Genomic DNA, 17,159 nt, shown 5'->3' on the forward strand with positions numbered 1-17,159 from the left:
GCGCCGCCGTGGCGGGTGTCAGGCCGGCTGGACGGCAGCCGCGATGCGCTCGGCGCGCAGTGCCTCGAACCAGCGGTCGTCCACCGGCGGCAGCGCGTTGACGTCGAGGGCCAGCTTGATCAGCAGGTCCGCGATCTGCGGGTTGCGGGCCATCACCGGGCCGTGCATGTACGTGCCGAAGACGGTGTCGTTGAACGCGCCCTCGGTGCCGTCACCGGTGCCGTTGCCCCTGCCCACCCGCAGCCGGGCGAGCGGCCGGGCGGCGGGTCCGAGGTGGGTGACGCCCTGGTGGTTCTCGAAGCCGGTCAGCGGCGGCAGGTTGAGGTGCGGGTCGATGTCGGCGAGCACGTCGCCGACGCAGCGCTCACCCTCGCCGCGCACGCTGACCACGTCCAGCAGGCCGAGGCCCGGCTCCGGGCGGCCGAGGTCGTTGATGAACTCGTGGCCGAGGATCTGGTAGCCGGCGCACACCGAGAAGACGATCGCGCCGTTGGCGACCGCCCGGTTCAGGCCGCCGTCGCGGCGCAGCCGCTCGGCCGCGAGCCGCTGCGGCCGGTCCTCACCGCCGCCCAGCAGGTAGATGTCGCCCGAGGTGGGGATGGGCTGGTCGGAGCGGACGTCGACCCGGGAGACGGGCACCCGGCGCATCTGTGCGCGGCGCTCGACCACCAGCGCGTTGCCCTGGTCGCCGTAGGTGCTCAGCAGGTCCGGGTAGACCCACACCAGGCGCAGGCTGGACTCACTCATTGCGTGCTTCTCCTCAAGCGCTGTCGGGGCGCTGCCGGCCGGCCGGGCCGGTTCCGGGGACGGGGTGCCCCAGGACCGGCCAGCCGGCCGCCGGTCAGTTGCCGACGGTGCGGCGCAGGTCCTGGAAGGCGGTGTAGTTGGCGATGACCTCGATGCGGCCGGGCGGGGAGGCGGAGACCGCCTCGGAGAGGCTGGAGCAGACCTGGAACTGGACCCCGGCCACCTCCAGCCGTACCGCCAGGTCCAGCTTGCGGTCGCCCAGCACCATCACCGGGTGGCCGGCCAGCCGGGTGTAGTCCACGTCCCACAGCCAGGAGGTGTCCGTGCCGTCCGCGCCGCGGGCGTTGACCGAGAGCACCACCGGCGTCGGCGGACCGTCGATCAGCGAGAACGTCTCCAGCCAGCCGGCCGGGTTCTTCGCCAGCAGCAGCCGCAGCTGCCGCTGCTGGTAGACGACCACGTCGTAGCGGCCGGCGACCGCCTGGACGTGGGACATCCGCTCCAGCGCCACCTTCGGGTCGACACCGAAGGCGGCGGCGACGGCGGCGGACATCGCCGCGTTCGAGCGGTTGGCGCGGCCGGGCAGCTGGAGCTGGATCGGCCAGGCCACCCCGTGCGGGTCGACCACGTGGTCGTTGACCATGCCCCAGGTCGGCATGGGGCGGCGGAAGCCGCACTCGCCGCAGAACCAGTCGTCGGCGGGGCGCTGGAGGACGCCGCCGCAGGACGGGCAGGACCACGCGTCGTCCTTCCACGCCTGGCCGGCGGCGACCCACACCACCGTCGGGCTGGAGGAGGCGGCCCAGGTGATCAGCGGGTCGTCGGCGTTGGCGATGACGATCGCGTCGGTGCCGGCCAGGCCCTCACGCCACTTCTCGGCGAGCATCCGGGTCTCGGCGGCTCGGTCGAGCTGGTCGCGGGAGAGGTTGAGCAGCGCGATGGCCTTCGGCGAGACGTCCCGGGCCACGCCGGCCAGGTACTTCTCGTCGACCTCGATGACGCCGAAGCGCGCCTCGGAGCCGCCGGCCAGCGCCGAGGTGATGCCGGCGGGCATGTTGGCGCCCAGCGCGTTGGACACCACGGGCCCGCCGGCCCGCAGCGCCTCTGCGATCAGCCGTGTCGTGGTGGTCTTGCCGTTGGTGGCCGAGACCAGGACGACGTCCAGGTGGCGGGCGAGCCGTGCCAGCAGGTCAGGGTCGAATCTGAGGGCGACCTTGCCGCCGATCACCGATCCGCTGCCCTTTCCCGCCGCGCGGGACACCGCCGCCGCGGCCTTGCCCGCCGTCACGGCCAGCTTGGCCCGTGGCGACAGCGGCTCCGAGTTGCCTGCCATCGTCTCGTCTTCCTCCTCGACTCCGACCGCGAAACCGCCGTGGCGCGCCCGGTCCTGTTCTACCCGGGCGGGCCGTCCGGCCGGCGGCGCGCTCCGATCGCGCCCAGCTTATCGACTTCCGGCCCCCCAGCCGCACGGTACCGCCCCGAACAGCACATACGCTGACACCCATGCGACCCAGCGGCATACCCGGCAGCAAGGGCACCGTCCATCCCGTACGGCGGTTCGGCACCCCGGCGCTGCACGTTCCCGGCGCGGAGGTACCCGAGTTCGGGGCGCCCCTGGCCCAGCTGGTGGAGGACCTGTTCGCCTCCATGTACGCGGCCGGCGGGGTGGGACTGGCCGCCGGGCAGATCGGCGTGTCCCTGCGCGTGTTCGTCTACGACTGCCCCGACGACGAGGACCGGCGCCACCTGGGCCACCTCGTCAACCCCGGCCCGCTGCGCACCGGCGGCGTGGAGGTCACCGGACCGGAAGGGTGCCTGTCGCTGCCGGGCCGGGAGTTCGGCACCCGGCGGTCGGACGAGGCCGAGCTCGACGGGTTCGACGCGTACGGCCGCCCGGTCACCGTGGCCGGCACCGGCTTCTTCGCCCGCTGCCTCCAGCACGAGTACGACCACCTCGGCGGCACCGTCTACACCGACCGGCTGACCGGGCCGCGCCGGCTGCGCGCCCGCTGGGCCGAACGGGGCTGGGCCGGGCCGGGCCGAGGCGCCGGGGAGGCGCCGCCGCGGTCGTGAGGCCCGCCTCCGGCGGGCCCCCGGGCCGTGGGTGCCGCCGGGGGAGCCCGGAGGCGTCACAGGCCGGGGCTGCCCGAGCGGTCGTCCACCTGCGCCAGCCGCCCCCAGAGCAGGTCGGCCAGGGTGCGCACCAGGTCGTCGCGGGAGCAGGGCCGCTCGCTCAGCCACCAGTCGCCGGCCGCGTACATCATGCCGACGACTCCGTGGCCCCACACCAGGGCGGTCTGCCCGGCGTCCGGGCCCAGGTCAAGCCGCTCGGCGATGGCCTCGGCCAGGTCCTCGCCCATCCGGCGCAGCAGCGGCACCTGGTGCCGTCCGACGTCGAAGCCCTTCTCGCCGTCGGCCGCCGGGGTCTCCGCCGGGTGCATCAGGAAGCGGTAGACCTGCGGGTTCGTCTCGATGGCCGACAGGTAGGCGTGCAGGGTGGCCTCGACCCGGTCCCGCCGGTCGCCGGGGGAGTCCAGCGCGGCGCGCAGGGTGGCCAGCAGCGCGTCGGTGTGGCGCTTGGCCAGTGCCCGGTACAGGCCGGACTTGTCGCCGAAGTGCCGGTACAGGATGGGCTTGGTGATGCCGGCCTCGGCGGCGATGGCGTTCATCGACGCCTCGGGGCCGTCGCGCAGCACCACGCGTTCCGCGGCCTCCAGCAGTTGGGTACGCCGCCGCTGCGCCGCTGTCCGCTGGTCCTGCCGCTGCCCGGTCTCCACCGCGTGCCTCCCCGGTCTCCGGTCCGGGACGGCCCGCGCGTACCCCGCGCTCCGGCCGCCCGGGTGCCTGTCGTTGCCGTCGTCCCTGCTCCTGGTCCTGGGCGCAACGTAACACCCCGCGCTGGGGCGACCTGCGGCGCGGCCTCGGGCAACCAGCGAGTTGACATCTCCTACCGAACGGTAACAGACTGCGGTTACCGCAAGTAACTGGCACGTGGAGGGGACGATGGGCGAGTTCTCGTTCGAGCTCAACGAGGAGCAGGAGTCGGTGCGCGACTGGGTCCACGGCTTCGCCGCCGACGTGATCCGCCCGGCCGCCGCCGAGTGGGACGAGCGCGAGGAGACACCCTGGCCGGTGATCCAGGAGGCGGCCAAGATCGGCCTGTACTCGCTCGACTTCTACGCCCAGCAGTACTTCGACCCGACCGGCCTGGGCATCCCCATGACGATGGAGGAGCTGTTCTGGGGTGACGCGGGCATAGCCCTGTCCATCGTCGGCACCGGCCTGGCCGCGGTCGGCGTCCTCGCCAACGGCACCGACGAGCAGATCGGCACCTGGGTGCCCCAGATGTACGGCGACGCCAACGACGTGAAGGTCGCCGCGTTCTGCTCCTCCGAGCCCGACGCCGGCTCGGACGTCGCCGCCATGCGCACCCGCGCCGTCTACGACGAGGCCAAGGACGAGTGGGTGATCAACGGCACCAAGACCTGGGCCACCAACGGCGGCATCGCCAACGTGCACGTGGTCGTCGCCGTGGTCGACCCGGAGCTCGGCAGCCGCGGGCACGCCTCGTTCATCGTGCCGCCCGGCACCAGGGGGCTCTCCCAGGGGCAGAAGTTCAGGAAGCACGGCATCCGCGCCTCGCACACCGCCGAGGTCGTCCTGGCGGACGCGCGGGTGCCCGGCCACTGCCTGCTCGGCGGCAAGGACCGGCTCGACGAGCGGCTGGCCCGCGCCCGGGAGCGGGCCGCGGCAGGAACCGCCGGCGGCGGGGAGCGGGTGAAGAACGCGGCGATGGCCACCTTCGAGGCGTCCCGCCCGGCCGTCGGCGCGATGGCCGTGGGCACCGCCCGCGCAGCCTACGAGTACGCCCTGGACTACGCCAGGACGCGCAGCCAGTTCGGCCGACCGATCATCGACAACCAGGGCGTCGCCTTCCAGCTCGCCGACATGCGCACCCAGATCGACGCGGCCCGGCTCCTGGTGTGGCGGGCCTCCTGGATGGCCGTCGCCGGGCGGCCGTTCACCTCGGCCGAGGGGTCGATGTCCAAGCTCTTCGCCAGCGAGACGGCGAAGAAGGTCACCGCGCAGGCCGTCCAGATCCTCGGCGGCAACGGCTTCACCCGCGATTACCCGGTGGAGCGCATGCACCGCGACAGCGCTATCTACACGATCTTCGAGGGGACCAGCGAGATCCAGCGGCTGGTCATCGCCCGCACGCTGGCCGGCCTGCCGATCCGCTGAACGGGACGGCCGGCCCCGCCCTGCCGCGGCCCGGTGCGGTGTCCGCCCGTCGCCCGCCCGGGGCGTCCTGGCCGTCCCGGGCGGACGGGCGGCGCGGGCGGTCAGTCGTTGCGGTAACCGCGCAGCAGGAACCAGCCGAGCAGCGCCGCTCCGATGACGGAGACAGCGAGCACGGTGCGCATCACCGGGCCCGGCCCGGCCGACTGGCTGACCGCGAGGGCCGTCAGCGCGTGGTGGATCTGCATGGCAACTCCTTCTGCTGGACGCCCCAGCGTAGCCCCGCCTCCCTCGCCGTCCGCCGCAGGGGTGCGGCGAGTCGCCGCGGGCCGTCACGGGCTTCGCGCGTTCCTGCCGGGGGCCGAGCGGGAGGGGTGGGGGAGGGGTGCGGTAGTCGAGCGGGAGGGGCGCGGATCGGGCCGACGTGACGCCGGACACGTCGCTCGGTGCTTCCGACCCCTCACACCACGGGCCCCGGGTCTGCTTCAATATGGGCATGGCCAGCAGCAAGCACACCGGGACGGGGCGCGAAGACCTCGAACCCTTCTGGCCGTCCCGGCAGGAGCACCACTTCGACCGCTGGTGTCGCCGCGCGTCCACCGCGCGGAACCACGCCGCCCGCTGACCCTCCGCCGCCCCGGCCCCTTCTCCCGCCGGGCGTGCCTTGTCAGCACCGCAAGTCGGCCCCCGTTCCGCGCACTCCGGAGTCCTCAACGGCCCCTCGCGCGAAAGAGCCCACGCCATGTCGAACACGTCCCACTTCCCGTCCCTGTCCGCCTCCGTCCCGTCCCCCGCCGGCGTCCCCCACCGCCAGCGGCTGCGCGCCGTCCGGCCCGACGAGGTGCCGCCCGCGCCGGACTTCCTGCCCCCCGGCGCCACCTGGCTCCCCGCGCCGGGCCACGTGCTGCCGGCCCCCGCCGGCGACGTCCCGATGGTCGGCTACCTCGTCCTCGTCCCGGCCGAACGCGGCCTCGGACCGGTCGCCGTGGCCGGGCCGCCGGACCACGCGGCCGCCGAGGTCCGCGAACCGTCCGCCGCGCTCGCCCCGGCCCTCGCGGGCGGCGCGGCGCCCGCGCCGAGTTCGGGCAGCGGCCCGGTGCGGATAGACGGCGAGCGCCGCGTCGCCACCGTGGACGGCCGCCCGCTGGACCTCACCTACCTGGAGTTCGAGCTCCTCGCCCACCTGGTGGCGCACCCGCACCGGGTGCACAGCCGCCGGGACCTGGTCGCCTCGGTGTGGGGCTACGGGTACGTGGGCGACGGCCGTACCGTCGACGTCCACGTGGCCCGGCTGCGGCGCAAGCTCGGCGCCGGGCGCCGAGCCAGCATCGTCACCGTGCGCCGGGTCGGCTACACGTACGCGCCAGCCGCTGGCTGAACCGCCGCCGCTGGGGCGGAGGTTCCCGTGCCGGAGCCGCCGCCCCAGCGGCAACTCCGTGCGTACGGCGACCGGTTCGGATCGAAGGACGCCAAGAGGAGGTCGACCGCTGGGGCGTTCGGGGTCCGGGCCGAACCAGGCGGAGGCGAGCACCGGCGACGGCGCGCGCGGTCCACGGCGGCTCCCCGCGCCCCGCGCTACCGGCGGAGGCCGACCTGGACGACGGCGTGGCGGCCGTTGGTCCGCCACGGAGTCCCCGAGCCGTCGAGTCGCGCCAGGGTGGCGGCGTCGACGCCGACGACCACGTCCGATTTCAGCGTTCGCAGCGCGGTGACGGACGACGGGAAGTGGCCGACCGTCGCGGTGAAGGGCGTGGTCGGCGGCCAGAGCCGGTCGCCCACCAGGCGGCGGTAGTTGAGGTCCCCCTTGAGGATCGTCATCACGGCACCGGTGAACTCGGCCCGCAGGTCCGCGGGCATGTCGTGGAACGGCAGCGGGGCGGAGAGGAACGGGTGCGACCGGACGACGAGCGCGCCGTCGTTCATCGCCTGCCACAGTCGCCCGCCGACCCCCTCGGCGGCCTCGGAGGAAGCGGCGCGCAGGCGTACGACGGAGGCGAGTACGTCGGCCATCGTGGCGTCGGACACGTAGTACGGCTGGGGCTTCACGTACAGGACGACCTGAGCCGCCAGGGTGCGGCTCAGGAGGTGGTCGATCAGCACCAGGTCCGGCAGCAGCTCCCGGCCGGCGTTGTCCGCGACGACGCACACCCGTCCGCCGCTGGTGCGGTCCAGCTCGTCCCAGAGCGTCGCGCTCTCGTCGGCGACAAGGTCGGACGCGATCGGCCCGCCGGCCTCCGCGGTGATCCGGAAGCTGAGGTCCGCGCGGTTGCCCCAGAGGGCGGAGGACAGCAGTGCCCTCGCCCGCCGAGGGTCCGGCAGGCCGTCGAGCCTGCTCAGGGCGGCCAGTTCGTCGTCCACCGCCGTCCCGGCCAACTCCGCGTTCTTGAACGGTGCGAAGGGGTCGATCCCCTGCCAGGCGCCGGGCCGGAAGTACCCGATGGCCTCCAGCAGCCTGCGGTAGAAGTAGCTCTCCGCCCACAGGAACGGCGCCTCGTCCCACGGCCGACCCCACAGGCCCTGTCCCCACTCCAGCCACTGGGCGTGGTCGTGGGCGCTCTCCGCCAGCGGTTCCAGGACGCCGGTGATGCTCTCCGCCAGCAGCCGCTCCACCTCTGCCCGCTCCGCGGGGCCGTACGGCAGCGCGCCGAGGACCTGCTCGACGAGTCTCGGGTGGCGCTCGTGGAACACGCCCCAGGCGAAGGACCCGGGGACATCGCTGTGGATCACGGGTGCGGTTGGCACGTGGGGGCTCGTCTCTCTCGTCATCGGTGGGTGGTGGGGCCGCTGGTGGGTCCGCCGGCCGAGCCGCCGGGACGGCCGGGCCACGGCGCTGCCGGGCCGGCGGCGCCGCCTACCAGGATGGGCCCGCATCCGCGCCGGCCGCTCGGTCCGGCGTGGCGGCCGCGCGATGTCGCCGGGCCGGCCCCGCCGGGCGACTCACCGGTCCCCGACGGTCCTCGGCCGACGCCGCCGCCGGACGCACGCCTGCCCCTGTGCCCGGACGTGTCGCGGAGGGGGAGCCGACGGGTCGTCACGGGACCACGGTGACCGGCCACTTGCCGGCCTTCACCAGTCGTACGGCCACCGAGCCGATGATGCGGTGGCCGGCCCGCTCGGAGGCGCCCACCACCACCGCGTCCGCCGTCAACTGGTCCGCCGCCAGGGCGAGGCCGCTGTAGGGGTCGCCCCGGAAGGTGTGGAACTCCCAGCGGACCCGGAAGGCGCCCTCCGTCCGCCGCACCGCCTGGCGGATCTCGGCCAGCAACTGCTGGGCCACCCCGGAGTCGGCGTCGGGGAACGTCGCCCCGAGCGCGGCGCCGGCGAGATAGGGCTGGACGTAGACGAGGGCGAGCAGGGCGTTCTGCCGCCGGGCCAGCCCGCCCGCGTACGCCGCCGCCCGCCAGGAGGAGCCGGAGCCGTCGAGCCCCGCGACGATCACCTTCGGTCCGTCGGTGCCGCGTTCGAACCGCGTCGGCATCCCCTGCTCCTCCACCTGGTCAGGCTATCGGTCGCGAGCCGGGCGGGTTCACCCCTGTGCGCCCGGCGGTCTCACTCGAACGGCCGTATTGCCACGACATCGGCGCATTTGAGGGGCACGCTGATGGGGAGGAGTGAAGCAGGCGGACACCAGCCGGACATCGGGCCCCGCAGTCGGGCCGCGCCCGCGCACGCCGTCCCGCCCACGCCGTTACCGGGGAGGTCTGCCATGCCGAGCGTGACCACGAACGTGTTCGTCCGCCGCGCGCCCGCCGAGGTCTTCGACTTCCTCGCCGACGCCCGGAACCTCGCGCTCTGGAGCTCCGGCGTCACCTCGGTCGAGTCCACGCACGTCACCCCCGGCGCCGAGGCGGTCTACCGCTACCGCTATCCCGGCCGCCGCCGGGCCCACCGCCTGGAGTGCGCCGCGTACGAGCCCGGCCGTCGCATAGCCTTCCGTGGCCAGCGGATGTGGAGCCCGCTGGGCACGCAGATCCCCCTGTACGCGTTCGATCTGCTGCCGCACGCCGACGGCACCCTGGTGCGGCTCTCGGTCACGAGCTCTCTGACGGCCGCGCTCATCCTGCTGGGCCCGCTGGTCGCGATGGCGTGGCGGCGCGACCTGCCCGCGGACGGGCTGAAGTTCCGCGAGCTGCTGGGCGAGCCGCTCGCCCCCGCGGCGACCGCCCCCGCCGGCCCGGTCTCCGCCTCCGGCGGCCCGGCGGCCCCGGCTCCCGTGGTGACCACCGCCGCCGCGGCGACCCCGGCCGCGACACCCGCGGTGCCCGGTGCGAGCGCCATGCGGACCTCGGCGGCGACGCAGGGATTCGACTACGCTCATTGAGCGTTGAACCACGTTGAACCACTAATAGGCGGGGCGCGCGACCCCCGCCACCTCGCGACCGCCCCGGCCAGGCCACCATCCCGGCCGGGGCTTCCTCGTTCCCGCACGGGACCCGCCGCACGGGACCCGCCGGACGGGTTCCCGCACGGGACCCCGCCGGAAGGGACTCGCGGGGCGGCCGCCGCCACCGGGAACCCGCTGGGCTGAACCTTCGTGGCCTTCGTGGCCTTCGTGCCGGAACCGCGCCCAGCGGCGGTGGTGCGGGCCCCGTCCGCGGGGCGAGGGGCGTTCAAGCGGGTGCGGCGCTCCCGTCCGCGACGGCCTCGCGCGCCCCCCTGTCCGGTCCTGCGCCGTCTGCGGGCCGCGACCCGTCGCCGGCGGTCCCCGTGAACGCCTCCGCCACCAGCAGCAGCCAGGCCAGGTCCGCGTCGATCGAACCGGAGCGCGGCTGCCCCGGCCGCGGTGCCGGAACGGAGGGGCGCGCCGGGCGGGGACGGCGCCCGCGTGCCGCGCGGCCAGCCCGCCGCCAGCGCGGCCGCCTCGCGCGCCGCCGCCTCCCGCGCGGTCGGGACGTGGTCCGTCCCCGCCGCCCCGGGAACCGCGGCCTCGGCCTCCGGCGGGTAGTACGGCAGCAGGCGCAGCCGCCCGTCGTGGATCTCGATCACCCGCCGGTACAGCGCGAACTCCGCCTGCCGCAGACCCGGTCGGCCCGCGCGGCGCGGCTGGGGCAGGGCGATGGCCGGGTGCGCCAGGTACAGCGCCGACCACAGCGGCTCCAGCCTGCGGTGGGCGCGCCGCGCCCGAAGGACCCGCAGCGGAACGGCCAGCACCCGCCCCCACACGGCCGCCGTGGCACCGCCCACCGCCAGCGCCGCGCACGCCAGCGCCAGCACCGCCGACTGGGCGTCCTCCGCGGAGTCCTGCCGGCCGCTGCGCACCACCATGAGCGCGTCGCTGAGCAGCCACAGCGTCCACAGCACGCCCACCGCGCCGCCGGCGGCCATCAGCTTCAGGCCGACCCGCAGCCCGCTCGCCTCGATCCGCCGGGCGTGCCGGGCCATCAGCGTCACGAACAGCAGCAGGCAGCGCACCGCGTACAGGAGGAGGAGCAGGTCGTAGACGGCCAGCAGCCAGCGCCCGGAGCCCGCCGCCTCGGCGGCGCCGCCGAGGCACCGCGGCCGGGCCGACGCGAACAGCGCCGCCTCCAGCACCATCGCGGCCAGCGCCTGCGGGCCCAGCCGCCGCGTCAGGGGCCCCGGCTCGTCCAGCGCCCGGGCGAAGAACGCCAGCGCGGTCAGCCCCGCCATCTTCAGCTCGGCACCCAGCAGCACCGCGGCCGCCGCCAGGCCGCCGCCCGGGCCCGGATGGCGCTCCAGCACGCCGAGGCTGCTGGGCGCCAGGACGAGCAGCGAGGCGCTGACGGACAGCGCGAAGACGCACACGTGGCGCAGCGCCGGGTCGTGCGCGCCCCGGCGGTCCGGCAGCGCCAGGTAGCCGGCGAACCCGATCAGCAGCGCCGCCGCGAGGTAGGTGGCCGCGTCAGTCACGGGCCCCGCCCGTGCGGGCGGACCGTGCGCGCCGCGCGCCGAACACCGACCCCAGCCGCTGTTGCTGACCTCCCGTCAGGAGGGGTGAGCGGGCCTCCCGCTCCGCGCGGGCGCAGATCAGCGAGGCCAGCAGCTCCGCCTCGCGCTCCTGCGGCTCGGAGTAGACGGTCCGCCCGAGCACCTGCCGCACCAGGGCGTCGGGCAGGTGCGGCAGCAGCTGCCGGGTCCCGGCGGCAGGGTCGGGCGCCTGGTCGTGACCGCACACCAGGTGCGCCGCCTCGTGGATCAGGATGTGCCGCTGGTGCAGCTCCGTGGTGCCGGTGGAGTACAGGATGCAGTCCGCATCACCGGTGACGACCAGCAGCCCGCACGGCAGGTCGGGGCGCGCGTCGACGGGGATCACCTCGATGCGCCGGCCCCGCCGCACGGAGAGCCGCTCGACCAGTTCCAGCGCGTCGAACGGCTGCCGCAGCGGCGTGTCCCCGACCGCCCGCCGGTACAGGCCCCACAGCCGCTTGCGAACCGCTCTCTCCCGCACGTCCACCATCCCGCTGCCTCGCGGCGGCCGGCTCGGCCGCCAGGTGCTGACATACCGACGGAACACCCGGGGGAGCGCCCCGTCCGTGCGGGCCGCGCCACCGGCGGGGGAGCGTTCCCTCAGGAGGAGCCCCGCTCCGCCTCGCGCCGGGCGATGAGGTCGATCATGTCGCTGATCGTGCCCATGCCCTCCGGTGAGAGGTTGACCGCGCGCAGCGCCACGCTGCGCACCCCGGCGTCCCGTAGCGCGCCCAGCAGTTCGAGTTCCGCGGCGATCCGCGCGCCCTGCTCGTCGTCGAAGAAGTACGCCACCGGGATCTGGAAGAACCGTGCCAGCGCCTCAAGGTGACGCTTGGTCGGGTTGTCCCGGCGGCCGGTGCGCAACTGCCACAGGTAGGTGGCCGAGAAGCTCTCCCCGGTGGCCTCGCGGCAGGCCCGGGCCACCTCCTCGTGGGTGAACGCCTCGCGGTCGGGGCGGCGTACCACCCGGAAGAGGGCGTCGATCTTCTCCGCGAGCGTCGACGGGGTGCCTCCCCCTGCCGGAACCGAGGAGCTGCCCGCCGGAACCGCGCGGTTCTCCTCCGGCATCGGACCACCACCATCCGCCATGTCCTGGCCTCCCACCCGACCGGGTGCCCATCCTAACCGCGACCGGGCGCCGTCGCGTGGTCGCACCGTGTCGCCGTCGCGCCGCGCGACGCGCGGGGCGGAAACGCCCTGAACGGGAGGGCGTGTGGTAGGTCTCAGGCCAGTGCGCGGCCCGCGCCGCGGTCCGACGTCCACGCCAGGAGGAGCCGTGTCCCAGCCGACCCGCCGTGCCCGCGCCGGGGCCTTCGCGACCGTGCTGGCGCTGTCCGCGGTGGCCGCCGCCGCGGTGCCCGCGGCCGGTACGGTCCCGGGCCGGACGCCGCCGAGGACCGGAGCCGCCCGCGGCGGCCCGGTGCCGCTGCCGCCGCTCCTGCGGGACGACGGCGGCGGCACCCAGCTCGTCACCGCCACCGCGGCCACCACCTCCGCCACCACCGGAACCCTGACCTGGTACCAGCGCACCGGCGGCGTCTGGAGGCAGGTGGGAAGCGCCCCCGTCCGGTTCGGCGCGCACGGCCTGGCCGAGGGCGGCACCCGCGTCCAGGGCACCGGGACCACGCCGACCGGGCTGTACGGGCTGCCGTTCGCGTTCGGCGGCTCCGCCGCGCCGGCCGGAACCACGCTCGCCTACCGCCGGGTCACCCCGACCGCCTGGTGGTGCGAGGACAGCGCCTCCGCCGCCTACAACCGCTGGACCGACCCGCTGCCCACGGACTGCCGAGGCGGCGAGTCCGAGCACCTGGCCGACTACCCCGTCCAGTACGCGCGGGCCGTCGTCATCGGCTTCAACTACGCCAAGCCGGTCAAGGACCGCGGCGCCGGCATCTTCCTGCACGTCAACGGCGCCGGAGCCACGGCGGGTTGCGTCTCCGTCCCGGCCGGCGCCCTGGCCCGCGTGCTGGCCTGGCTCGACCCGGCCCGCAAGCCGCACATCGCGATCGGCACCACCGGCGGCGCCACCGCCGTCACCGGATACTGACGGCAGGCGCGGAGGCCGACGACGGACGGCCCGCCGTTACCGTCGGCCGGGGGCCGGCCGGCGCGCGCAGACGCCCGCCCGGCGGTCGGCCGTGCGTCGAAGGAACCTGTGCCAGGGCGGTTCTGACGGTGCGTCAGTCCGTTTCGGCCGGCAGGGCGTACAGCTCCGGAAGGTTCACCACGACCGCCTCCTGCGTGCTGCGGGCGATGACCACCACGGCCTCCTCGCCGGGGTCGGGGTTCTCCTCCCGGTGCGGCACGAAGGGCGGGACGAAGACGTAGTCGCCGGGGCCGGTGCGCAGCCGCACCTCCCGCGGCCCCGCTCCGGAGTCGTCGAGGAAGACGAACTCCGGGTGGCCGCTGACCACGTAGATGGCCGTCTCCGAGGCGCCGTGGTGGTGGTCGGACGAGGACGTCGCGGGTGCCACGTGGGTCTGGCCCATCCACAGCTTCTCGGAGCCCACCGCCCTTCCGCTGACCGCCGCGAACCTGCGCATGCCGCCGGTCTGCGCGGTGTCGCCGTCCAGGGCGTCCGCGCGGATGTGGTGCAGCCGGGTGTGCGGGGCGGCGGGCGACGGGGTGTCGTGGAGGTGGGGGTGGAATCCCTCGCCGGGGACGTCGCCGGAGGGTGTCGCGGACTCGCTCATGGCGCGGACGCTAGGCCGCGCCCGAAAAGGATGTCAAGAGGTGTCCAATGCCGTTCATCTGCGGCAACGTTGCCGCAACATCCGCTCCAGCGGACCGGTTCCGGCGGTCGCGGCATCGTGCATGATGGAGGGCATGCATATCTCCGCGAAGGCGGACTACGCCATCCGGGCGCTGCTCGAACTGGCCTGCGAACCGGCCCGCCCGCTGACCTGCGAGGCCATCGCCTCCGCGCAGGAGATCCCGTTCCGGTTCCTGAAGTCCGTGGTGGGCGAACTGCGCAGGGCCGGCCTGGTGCGCAGCCAGCGCGGCTGCGAGGGCGGCTACTGGATCGGCCGGGAGGCCGACGGGATCACCCTGCTGGACGTCGTGCGGGCCGTGGACGGTGAGGTGATCACCCTGCGCGGCGAGCCGCCGGGCGGCCTGGACTACCCCGGCCCCGCGCAGCGGCTGCCCGGCGTGTGGCGGCAGGTGGAGGAGGACGCCGTGGCGCTGCTCGCCGGGCGGACCCTCGCCTCGCTGCTCCCCGCCGAGTACCTCCGGCGCCCGGCCGGCACCGATGCCGCATGACCGTGCCCGGCGCACCGCACCGGCTCCCCGGGGACCCAGCGGCCGCCGGGCCGCTGGAGGTGGTGGAGTTCACCGACCCGTTGTGCCCGTGGGCCTGGGGGTCCGAGCCGGCCTTCCGCCTGCTGCGGGCGGCGCTGGCCGGACGGGCCCGCTTCCGCCGCGTGTACGGCATGCTCTTCGACGACGGCGACGATCCGGCGCCCGACCCCGCGGCCGAGACCGCCTGGTACGCCCGCCACGTCGCGGAGATCAGTGCCACCACCGGCGCTCCGTACGCCGCCCGGCTGCGCCGGGTGGCGGCCAGCTCCTGGCCCGCCGCGCGGGTCGCCAAGGCGGCCGAACTCCAGGGCCCCGCCGTGGCGACGCGGGTGCTGCGCCGGCTGCGCGAGACCGTCTTCGTCACCGGCGACCCGGCGGACACCCCCGAGCTGGCGCTGGCCGCCGTGTGCGGCGTGCCCGGCCTGGACCACGGGCGGCTCGCGGCTGACGCGGCGTCACCGGAGGTCCTGGAGCGGCTGCGGGCCGACCACGCGGAGGCGCGCGGACCGGTCCCCGAGGTGCTGTCGGTGGACAGCGACTCCCCGCACCCCGGCGCGGCCCGCGAGACCCCTGACGGCGCGCTGCGCTACGCGCTGCCGACCCTGCTGCTGCGCACCCCCGCCGGCCGCGCCGTGGTGCCGGGCTGGCGGCCCTTCGCGGCCTACGCGGAGGCCGTCGACCGCCTGTGCCCCGGCGCGCTGCGCCCGCCCGCCCCGCGGCCGGCGGCCGAGGCGCTGGAGGTGCACCGCAGTCTCACCGAGCCGGAGCGGCGGGTGCTGGCGACCGGCGCCTGGCCGCCGCCGGGCGCGGTCGAGGTGGCGACGGGGAACGGTCCGCTGTGGCTCCACCCGCAAGAGGCGGCGGCCCGCCCCGACGCCGGGGCCCGCCTCGGCTGAGGGCTCGTAACCTGCGGCAATGTATGTCCCGCCGAATGAGACACCAATTGGTGTCTATTGACAGCGGCTTGGCGGCTCCCGCACGATGGCGGACATGCTCACGACGCACCCCGCAGTGGTGCGCCGCTATGTGGACCTGCGGCGCACCTGTAGCGCCCTCTGTCGCTGACGGTCCGCCGCGGCTGCCGCTGCCGCAGCCACCCGGCCGCCGCCCGGCGCTCCGCCGCCTCCCGGCCCACCGGTGCCGCGGCGCGGCACCGGTGCTGAACCCCTGAGCCACGCGCCCGCTCCGCGCGCCCCGCCCCGCCCACGGAAGAACGCCCGCGCACGGGCGCCGCACGGGCGGCCCACCCCCCGCTGTCCCCTCGTTCCGCACGCCGCCGTGCCCCGCGCCGTCGGCCGTCCCGCGGACGCCGAGCCGTGCCCGCCACCCGCCGCGCCGCGCACCGACGCGTGCCGAGCCCCCATCACGGAGAGGCCCCATGCCCGCACGATCCGCCACCCGTCGTCCTCGCACACCCTCGCGACCCCTGCGGCGGGGCACCCGGACCGCGGCCGCTGCCGCCGCCCTCGCCGCCCTGCTCGCGCCCGCCCTCAGTGCCTGCGGCTCCGAGGCGACGGCGTCCGCCGGCGGCGCCACGCTGAAGTGGGCCTCCTCGTACTTCCCCGCCCACTGGGACCCGGTGGTCTCGGGCAGCGGCGCGCAGTTCCGCGAACTCGGCCTCGTCTATGCCTCGTTGACGCGCACCGACGCGAACGGCAACGCCGTGCCCGACCTCGCCAGCGGCTGGACGTACGACAAGGCCGGCACCCAGGTCGTCTTCCACCTGCGGCCCGGACTGAAGTTCAGCGACGGGCAGCCCGTCGACGCCGTCGCCGTCAAGGACGCGATCGACCGGGCCAAGAAGCAGAAGAACTCGGCGCTCTTCGGCGACCTGACCTCGATCGCCTCGGTGACCGCCGACGGCCTCGACGTCGTCGTCCACCTGGACCAGGTCGATTACCAGATACCCCAGCTGCTGGGCGAGCGCGTGCTCCAGATCGCCAGTCCGAAGGCCGCCGCCGACCCCGTCAAGCTGGACCAGAACCCCGTCGGCGCGGGGCCGTTCATCGTGCAGCAGGTCATCCCCGGCACCCGTGCGGTCCTGCGCAAGAACCCCGACTACTGGGACGCCAAGGACATCCACATCGACAGCGTCGTCCTCACCTCCGCGCCCGACGTGGCGACCGTCGTCTCCGGACTGCGCACCGGCGTCTACAACTTCGCCGACATCGCGCCCAGCCAGGCGCAGGCGGCGAAGAAGGCCGGACTCGACGTCTTCGTCCAGCCCGGCTACAACGCCTCGAACATCAGCATCAACGTCAACAAGGCGCCGTTCACGAACAGCAAGGTCGTCGACGCCGTCCGATACGCCGTCAACCGGCAGGAGTTCGTGGACAAGCTGACCTTCGGCTACGGCCAGGCCACCGACCAGCCCTTCCCCAAGGGGTACGCGGCCTACGACCCGAAGTCCGCCGACGCCTACCCCTACGATCCGGCGAAGTCCGAGAAGCTGCTGGCCCAGGCGGGCTACAAGCCCGGCCAGATCAAGCTCGACCTGGTGATCCCCGCGCCCGATCCGCAGGCCGAGATCGTCCAGTCGCAGCTGGCCAAGGTGGGCATCACCGTCAAGATCAGCGTCGACAAGAACTGGGCCACCCCGTTCTTCGACAAGGACCTCGCCTTCTCCCTCTACAGCACCACCGGCCGGGACTCCGCCGTGCAGACGCTCACCGCCCACTTCGGCCCGGACGGCCCGCTGAACCTCAGCTCGCCCTACGAGCCGGCCGGATTCGAGGCCGCCGTGGCGAAGGTCCGGCGCACCCCGCTGGACTCGCCCGACTACCCGGCCGTCCTGCAGGCCGCCACCCGCACCGGGCTGCGGAGCCGGGCGCTGGTCTTCACCTACTCCTCGCCCAACCTCTACGCCCAGAGCCCGTCGATCTCCGCCCTGCCGAAGAACCCGGGCCACATCGACTGGACCGGCGTCACGATCACGGGCGGGCACTGAG

General features: G+C 75.1%; 19 protein-coding genes. 9 read left to right on the forward strand and 10 right to left on the reverse strand.

Going from position 1 to position 17,159, the window contains the following annotated elements; genetic code table 11:
- Window positions 1-18 precede the first annotated feature (18 nt).
- Together BS72_RS31040 and BS72_RS31045 are read right to left on the reverse strand one after the other, a co-directional pair.
- The gene (locus BS72_RS31040; RefSeq protein ID WP_037915267.1) at window positions 19-747 is read right to left on the reverse strand and encodes a type 1 glutamine amidotransferase; all 729 of its coding nucleotides are present in this window, start codon (window positions 745-747) and stop codon (window positions 19-21) included.
- Between the two features lie 94 nt (window positions 748-841).
- Window positions 842-2,080, reverse strand: a complete 1,239-nt coding sequence (locus tag BS72_RS31045; protein WP_037915269.1) for a MurT ligase domain-containing protein — start codon at window positions 2,078-2,080, stop codon at window positions 842-844.
- Window positions 2,081-2,250: 170 nt separating this feature from the next.
- On the opposite strand from BS72_RS31045, the gene def reads away from it, so the two are divergent.
- Window positions 2,251-2,820, forward strand: coding sequence for a peptide deformylase (def, locus tag BS72_RS31050; protein ID WP_037915272.1), 570 nt, complete (start codon window positions 2,251-2,253; stop codon window positions 2,818-2,820).
- A 56-nt stretch (window positions 2,821-2,876) separates the two neighbouring features.
- Here def and BS72_RS31055 read toward each other — a convergent pair whose 3' ends face one another.
- On the reverse strand, window positions 2,877-3,524 hold the full coding sequence (locus tag BS72_RS31055; protein ID WP_037915275.1) for a TetR family transcriptional regulator: 648 nt from the start codon (window positions 3,522-3,524) through the stop codon (window positions 2,877-2,879).
- A 226-nt stretch (window positions 3,525-3,750) separates the two neighbouring features.
- Here BS72_RS31055 and BS72_RS31060 point away from each other — a divergent pair, with 226 nt between their 5' ends.
- On the forward strand, window positions 3,751-4,989 hold the full coding sequence (locus tag BS72_RS31060; protein ID WP_037915278.1) for an acyl-CoA dehydrogenase family protein: 1,239 nt from the start codon (window positions 3,751-3,753) through the stop codon (window positions 4,987-4,989).
- A gap of 101 nt (window positions 4,990-5,090) precedes the next feature.
- Here the strand turns inward: BS72_RS31060 and BS72_RS37595 are convergent, their stop codons facing one another.
- Entirely contained in the window at window positions 5,091-5,234 is a 144-nt protein-coding gene (locus BS72_RS37595; protein WP_037915280.1) for a hypothetical protein, read from the reverse strand.
- A gap of 248 nt (window positions 5,235-5,482) precedes the next feature.
- Here BS72_RS37595 and BS72_RS39375 point away from each other — a divergent pair, with 248 nt between their 5' ends.
- Complete coding sequence (locus tag BS72_RS39375) at window positions 5,483-5,611, forward strand: hypothetical protein (protein WP_265736818.1); 129 nt, start codon at window positions 5,483-5,485, stop codon at window positions 5,609-5,611.
- A 117-nt stretch (window positions 5,612-5,728) separates the two neighbouring features.
- Complete coding sequence (locus BS72_RS31070; RefSeq protein ID WP_037915282.1) at window positions 5,729-6,364, forward strand: winged helix-turn-helix domain-containing protein; 636 nt, start codon at window positions 5,729-5,731, stop codon at window positions 6,362-6,364.
- A gap of 197 nt (window positions 6,365-6,561) precedes the next feature.
- Here BS72_RS31070 and BS72_RS31075 read toward each other — a convergent pair whose 3' ends face one another.
- Window positions 6,562-7,728, reverse strand: a complete 1,167-nt coding sequence (locus tag BS72_RS31075) for a damage-control phosphatase ARMT1 family protein (RefSeq protein WP_232792592.1) — start codon at window positions 7,726-7,728, stop codon at window positions 6,562-6,564.
- Window positions 7,729-8,017: 289 nt separating this feature from the next.
- The gene (locus tag BS72_RS31080; RefSeq protein WP_037915286.1) at window positions 8,018-8,464 is read right to left on the reverse strand and encodes a universal stress protein; all 447 of its coding nucleotides are present in this window, start codon (window positions 8,462-8,464) and stop codon (window positions 8,018-8,020) included.
- A 237-nt stretch (window positions 8,465-8,701) separates the two neighbouring features.
- Here BS72_RS31080 and BS72_RS31085 point away from each other — a divergent pair, with 237 nt between their 5' ends.
- Complete coding sequence (locus BS72_RS31085; RefSeq protein ID WP_198545986.1) at window positions 8,702-9,307, forward strand: SRPBCC family protein; 606 nt, start codon at window positions 8,702-8,704, stop codon at window positions 9,305-9,307.
- Here the strand turns inward: BS72_RS31085 and BS72_RS32925 are convergent.
- From BS72_RS32925 to BS72_RS31100, 3 genes are all read right to left on the reverse strand, one after another.
- Window positions 9,301-10,854 carry an MAB_1171c family putative transporter gene (locus BS72_RS32925; protein WP_051951868.1) on the reverse strand — a complete coding sequence of 518 codons (1,554 nt, stop codon included), beginning with the start codon at window positions 10,852-10,854 and terminating at the stop codon, window positions 9,301-9,303. The genes BS72_RS31085 and BS72_RS32925 overlap by 7 nt on opposite strands.
- A complete protein-coding gene (locus BS72_RS31095) occupies window positions 10,847-11,392 on the reverse strand; it encodes a ParH-like protein (RefSeq protein ID WP_157856370.1) in 546 nt (181 codons plus the stop codon). The genes BS72_RS32925 and BS72_RS31095 overlap by 8 nt, the downstream gene beginning before the upstream one ends.
- Window positions 11,393-11,511: 119 nt before the next feature.
- Window positions 11,512-11,979, reverse strand: coding sequence for a helix-turn-helix domain-containing protein (locus BS72_RS31100; RefSeq protein ID WP_037915292.1), 468 nt, complete (start codon window positions 11,977-11,979; stop codon window positions 11,512-11,514).
- Between the two features lie 208 nt (window positions 11,980-12,187).
- On the opposite strand from BS72_RS31100, the gene BS72_RS31105 reads away from it, so the two are divergent.
- A complete protein-coding gene (locus tag BS72_RS31105) occupies window positions 12,188-12,958 on the forward strand; it encodes a L,D-transpeptidase family protein (protein WP_232792593.1) in 771 nt (256 codons plus the stop codon).
- Window positions 12,959-13,091: 133 nt separating this feature from the next.
- On the opposite strand, the gene BS72_RS31110 is transcribed toward BS72_RS31105, so the two are convergent.
- Window positions 13,092-13,604, reverse strand: coding sequence for a cupin domain-containing protein (locus BS72_RS31110; RefSeq protein ID WP_037915294.1), 513 nt, complete (start codon window positions 13,602-13,604; stop codon window positions 13,092-13,094).
- A 133-nt stretch (window positions 13,605-13,737) separates the two neighbouring features.
- Between BS72_RS31110 and BS72_RS31115 the strand changes: the two genes are divergently transcribed.
- From BS72_RS31115 to BS72_RS31125, 3 genes are all read left to right on the forward strand, one after another.
- Window positions 13,738-14,172: an RrF2 family transcriptional regulator gene (locus BS72_RS31115; protein WP_037918529.1), complete on the forward strand. Its 435-nt coding sequence runs from the start codon at window positions 13,738-13,740 to the stop codon at window positions 14,170-14,172.
- On the forward strand, window positions 14,169-15,107 hold the full coding sequence (locus BS72_RS31120) for a DsbA family oxidoreductase (RefSeq protein WP_037915297.1): 939 nt from the start codon (window positions 14,169-14,171) through the stop codon (window positions 15,105-15,107). The genes BS72_RS31115 and BS72_RS31120 overlap by 4 nt, the downstream gene beginning before the upstream one ends.
- Window positions 15,108-15,589: 482 nt before the next feature.
- Entirely contained in the window at window positions 15,590-17,158 is a 1,569-nt protein-coding gene (locus BS72_RS31125) for an ABC transporter substrate-binding protein (RefSeq protein ID WP_037915300.1), read from the forward strand.
- The last annotated feature ends 1 nt before the right edge of the window (window position 17,159 follow it).

The organism is Actinacidiphila yeochonensis CN732 (genome assembly GCF_000745345.1).
Classification (GTDB): domain Bacteria; phylum Actinomycetota; class Actinomycetes; order Streptomycetales; family Streptomycetaceae; genus Actinacidiphila; species Actinacidiphila yeochonensis.

Excerpts from the sequence above, each read along its gene's own strand:
- BS72_RS31040 (WP_037915267.1), bottom strand. The coding sequence starts at position 747 with ATGAGTGAGTCCAGCCTGCGCCTGGTGTGGGTCTACCCGGACCTGCTG.
- BS72_RS31045 (WP_037915269.1), bottom strand. The coding sequence starts at position 2,080 with ATGGCAGGCAACTCGGAGCCGCTGTCGCCACGGGCCAAGCTGGCCGTG.
- def (WP_037915272.1), top strand. The coding sequence starts at position 2,251 with ATGCGACCCAGCGGCATACCCGGCAGCAAGGGCACCGTCCATCCCGTA.
- BS72_RS31060 (WP_037915278.1), top strand. The coding sequence starts at position 3,751 with ATGGGCGAGTTCTCGTTCGAGCTCAACGAGGAGCAGGAGTCGGTGCGC.
- BS72_RS37595 (WP_037915280.1), bottom strand. The coding sequence starts at position 5,234 with ATGCAGATCCACCACGCGCTGACGGCCCTCGCGGTCAGCCAGTCGGCC.
- BS72_RS39375 (WP_265736818.1), top strand. The coding sequence starts at position 5,483 with ATGGCCAGCAGCAAGCACACCGGGACGGGGCGCGAAGACCTCGAACCC.
- BS72_RS31070 (WP_037915282.1), top strand. The coding sequence starts at position 5,729 with ATGTCGAACACGTCCCACTTCCCGTCCCTGTCCGCCTCCGTCCCGTCC.
- BS72_RS31080 (WP_037915286.1), bottom strand. The coding sequence starts at position 8,464 with ATGCCGACGCGGTTCGAACGCGGCACCGACGGACCGAAGGTGATCGTC.
- BS72_RS31100 (WP_037915292.1), bottom strand. The coding sequence starts at position 11,979 with ATGCCGGAGGAGAACCGCGCGGTTCCGGCGGGCAGCTCCTCGGTTCCG.
- BS72_RS31110 (WP_037915294.1), bottom strand. The coding sequence starts at position 13,604 with ATGAGCGAGTCCGCGACACCCTCCGGCGACGTCCCCGGCGAGGGATTC.
- BS72_RS31115 (WP_037918529.1), top strand. The coding sequence starts at position 13,738 with ATGCATATCTCCGCGAAGGCGGACTACGCCATCCGGGCGCTGCTCGAA.
- BS72_RS31120 (WP_037915297.1), top strand. The coding sequence starts at position 14,169 with ATGACCGTGCCCGGCGCACCGCACCGGCTCCCCGGGGACCCAGCGGCC.
- BS72_RS31125 (WP_037915300.1), top strand. The coding sequence starts at position 15,590 with ATGCCCGCACGATCCGCCACCCGTCGTCCTCGCACACCCTCGCGACCC.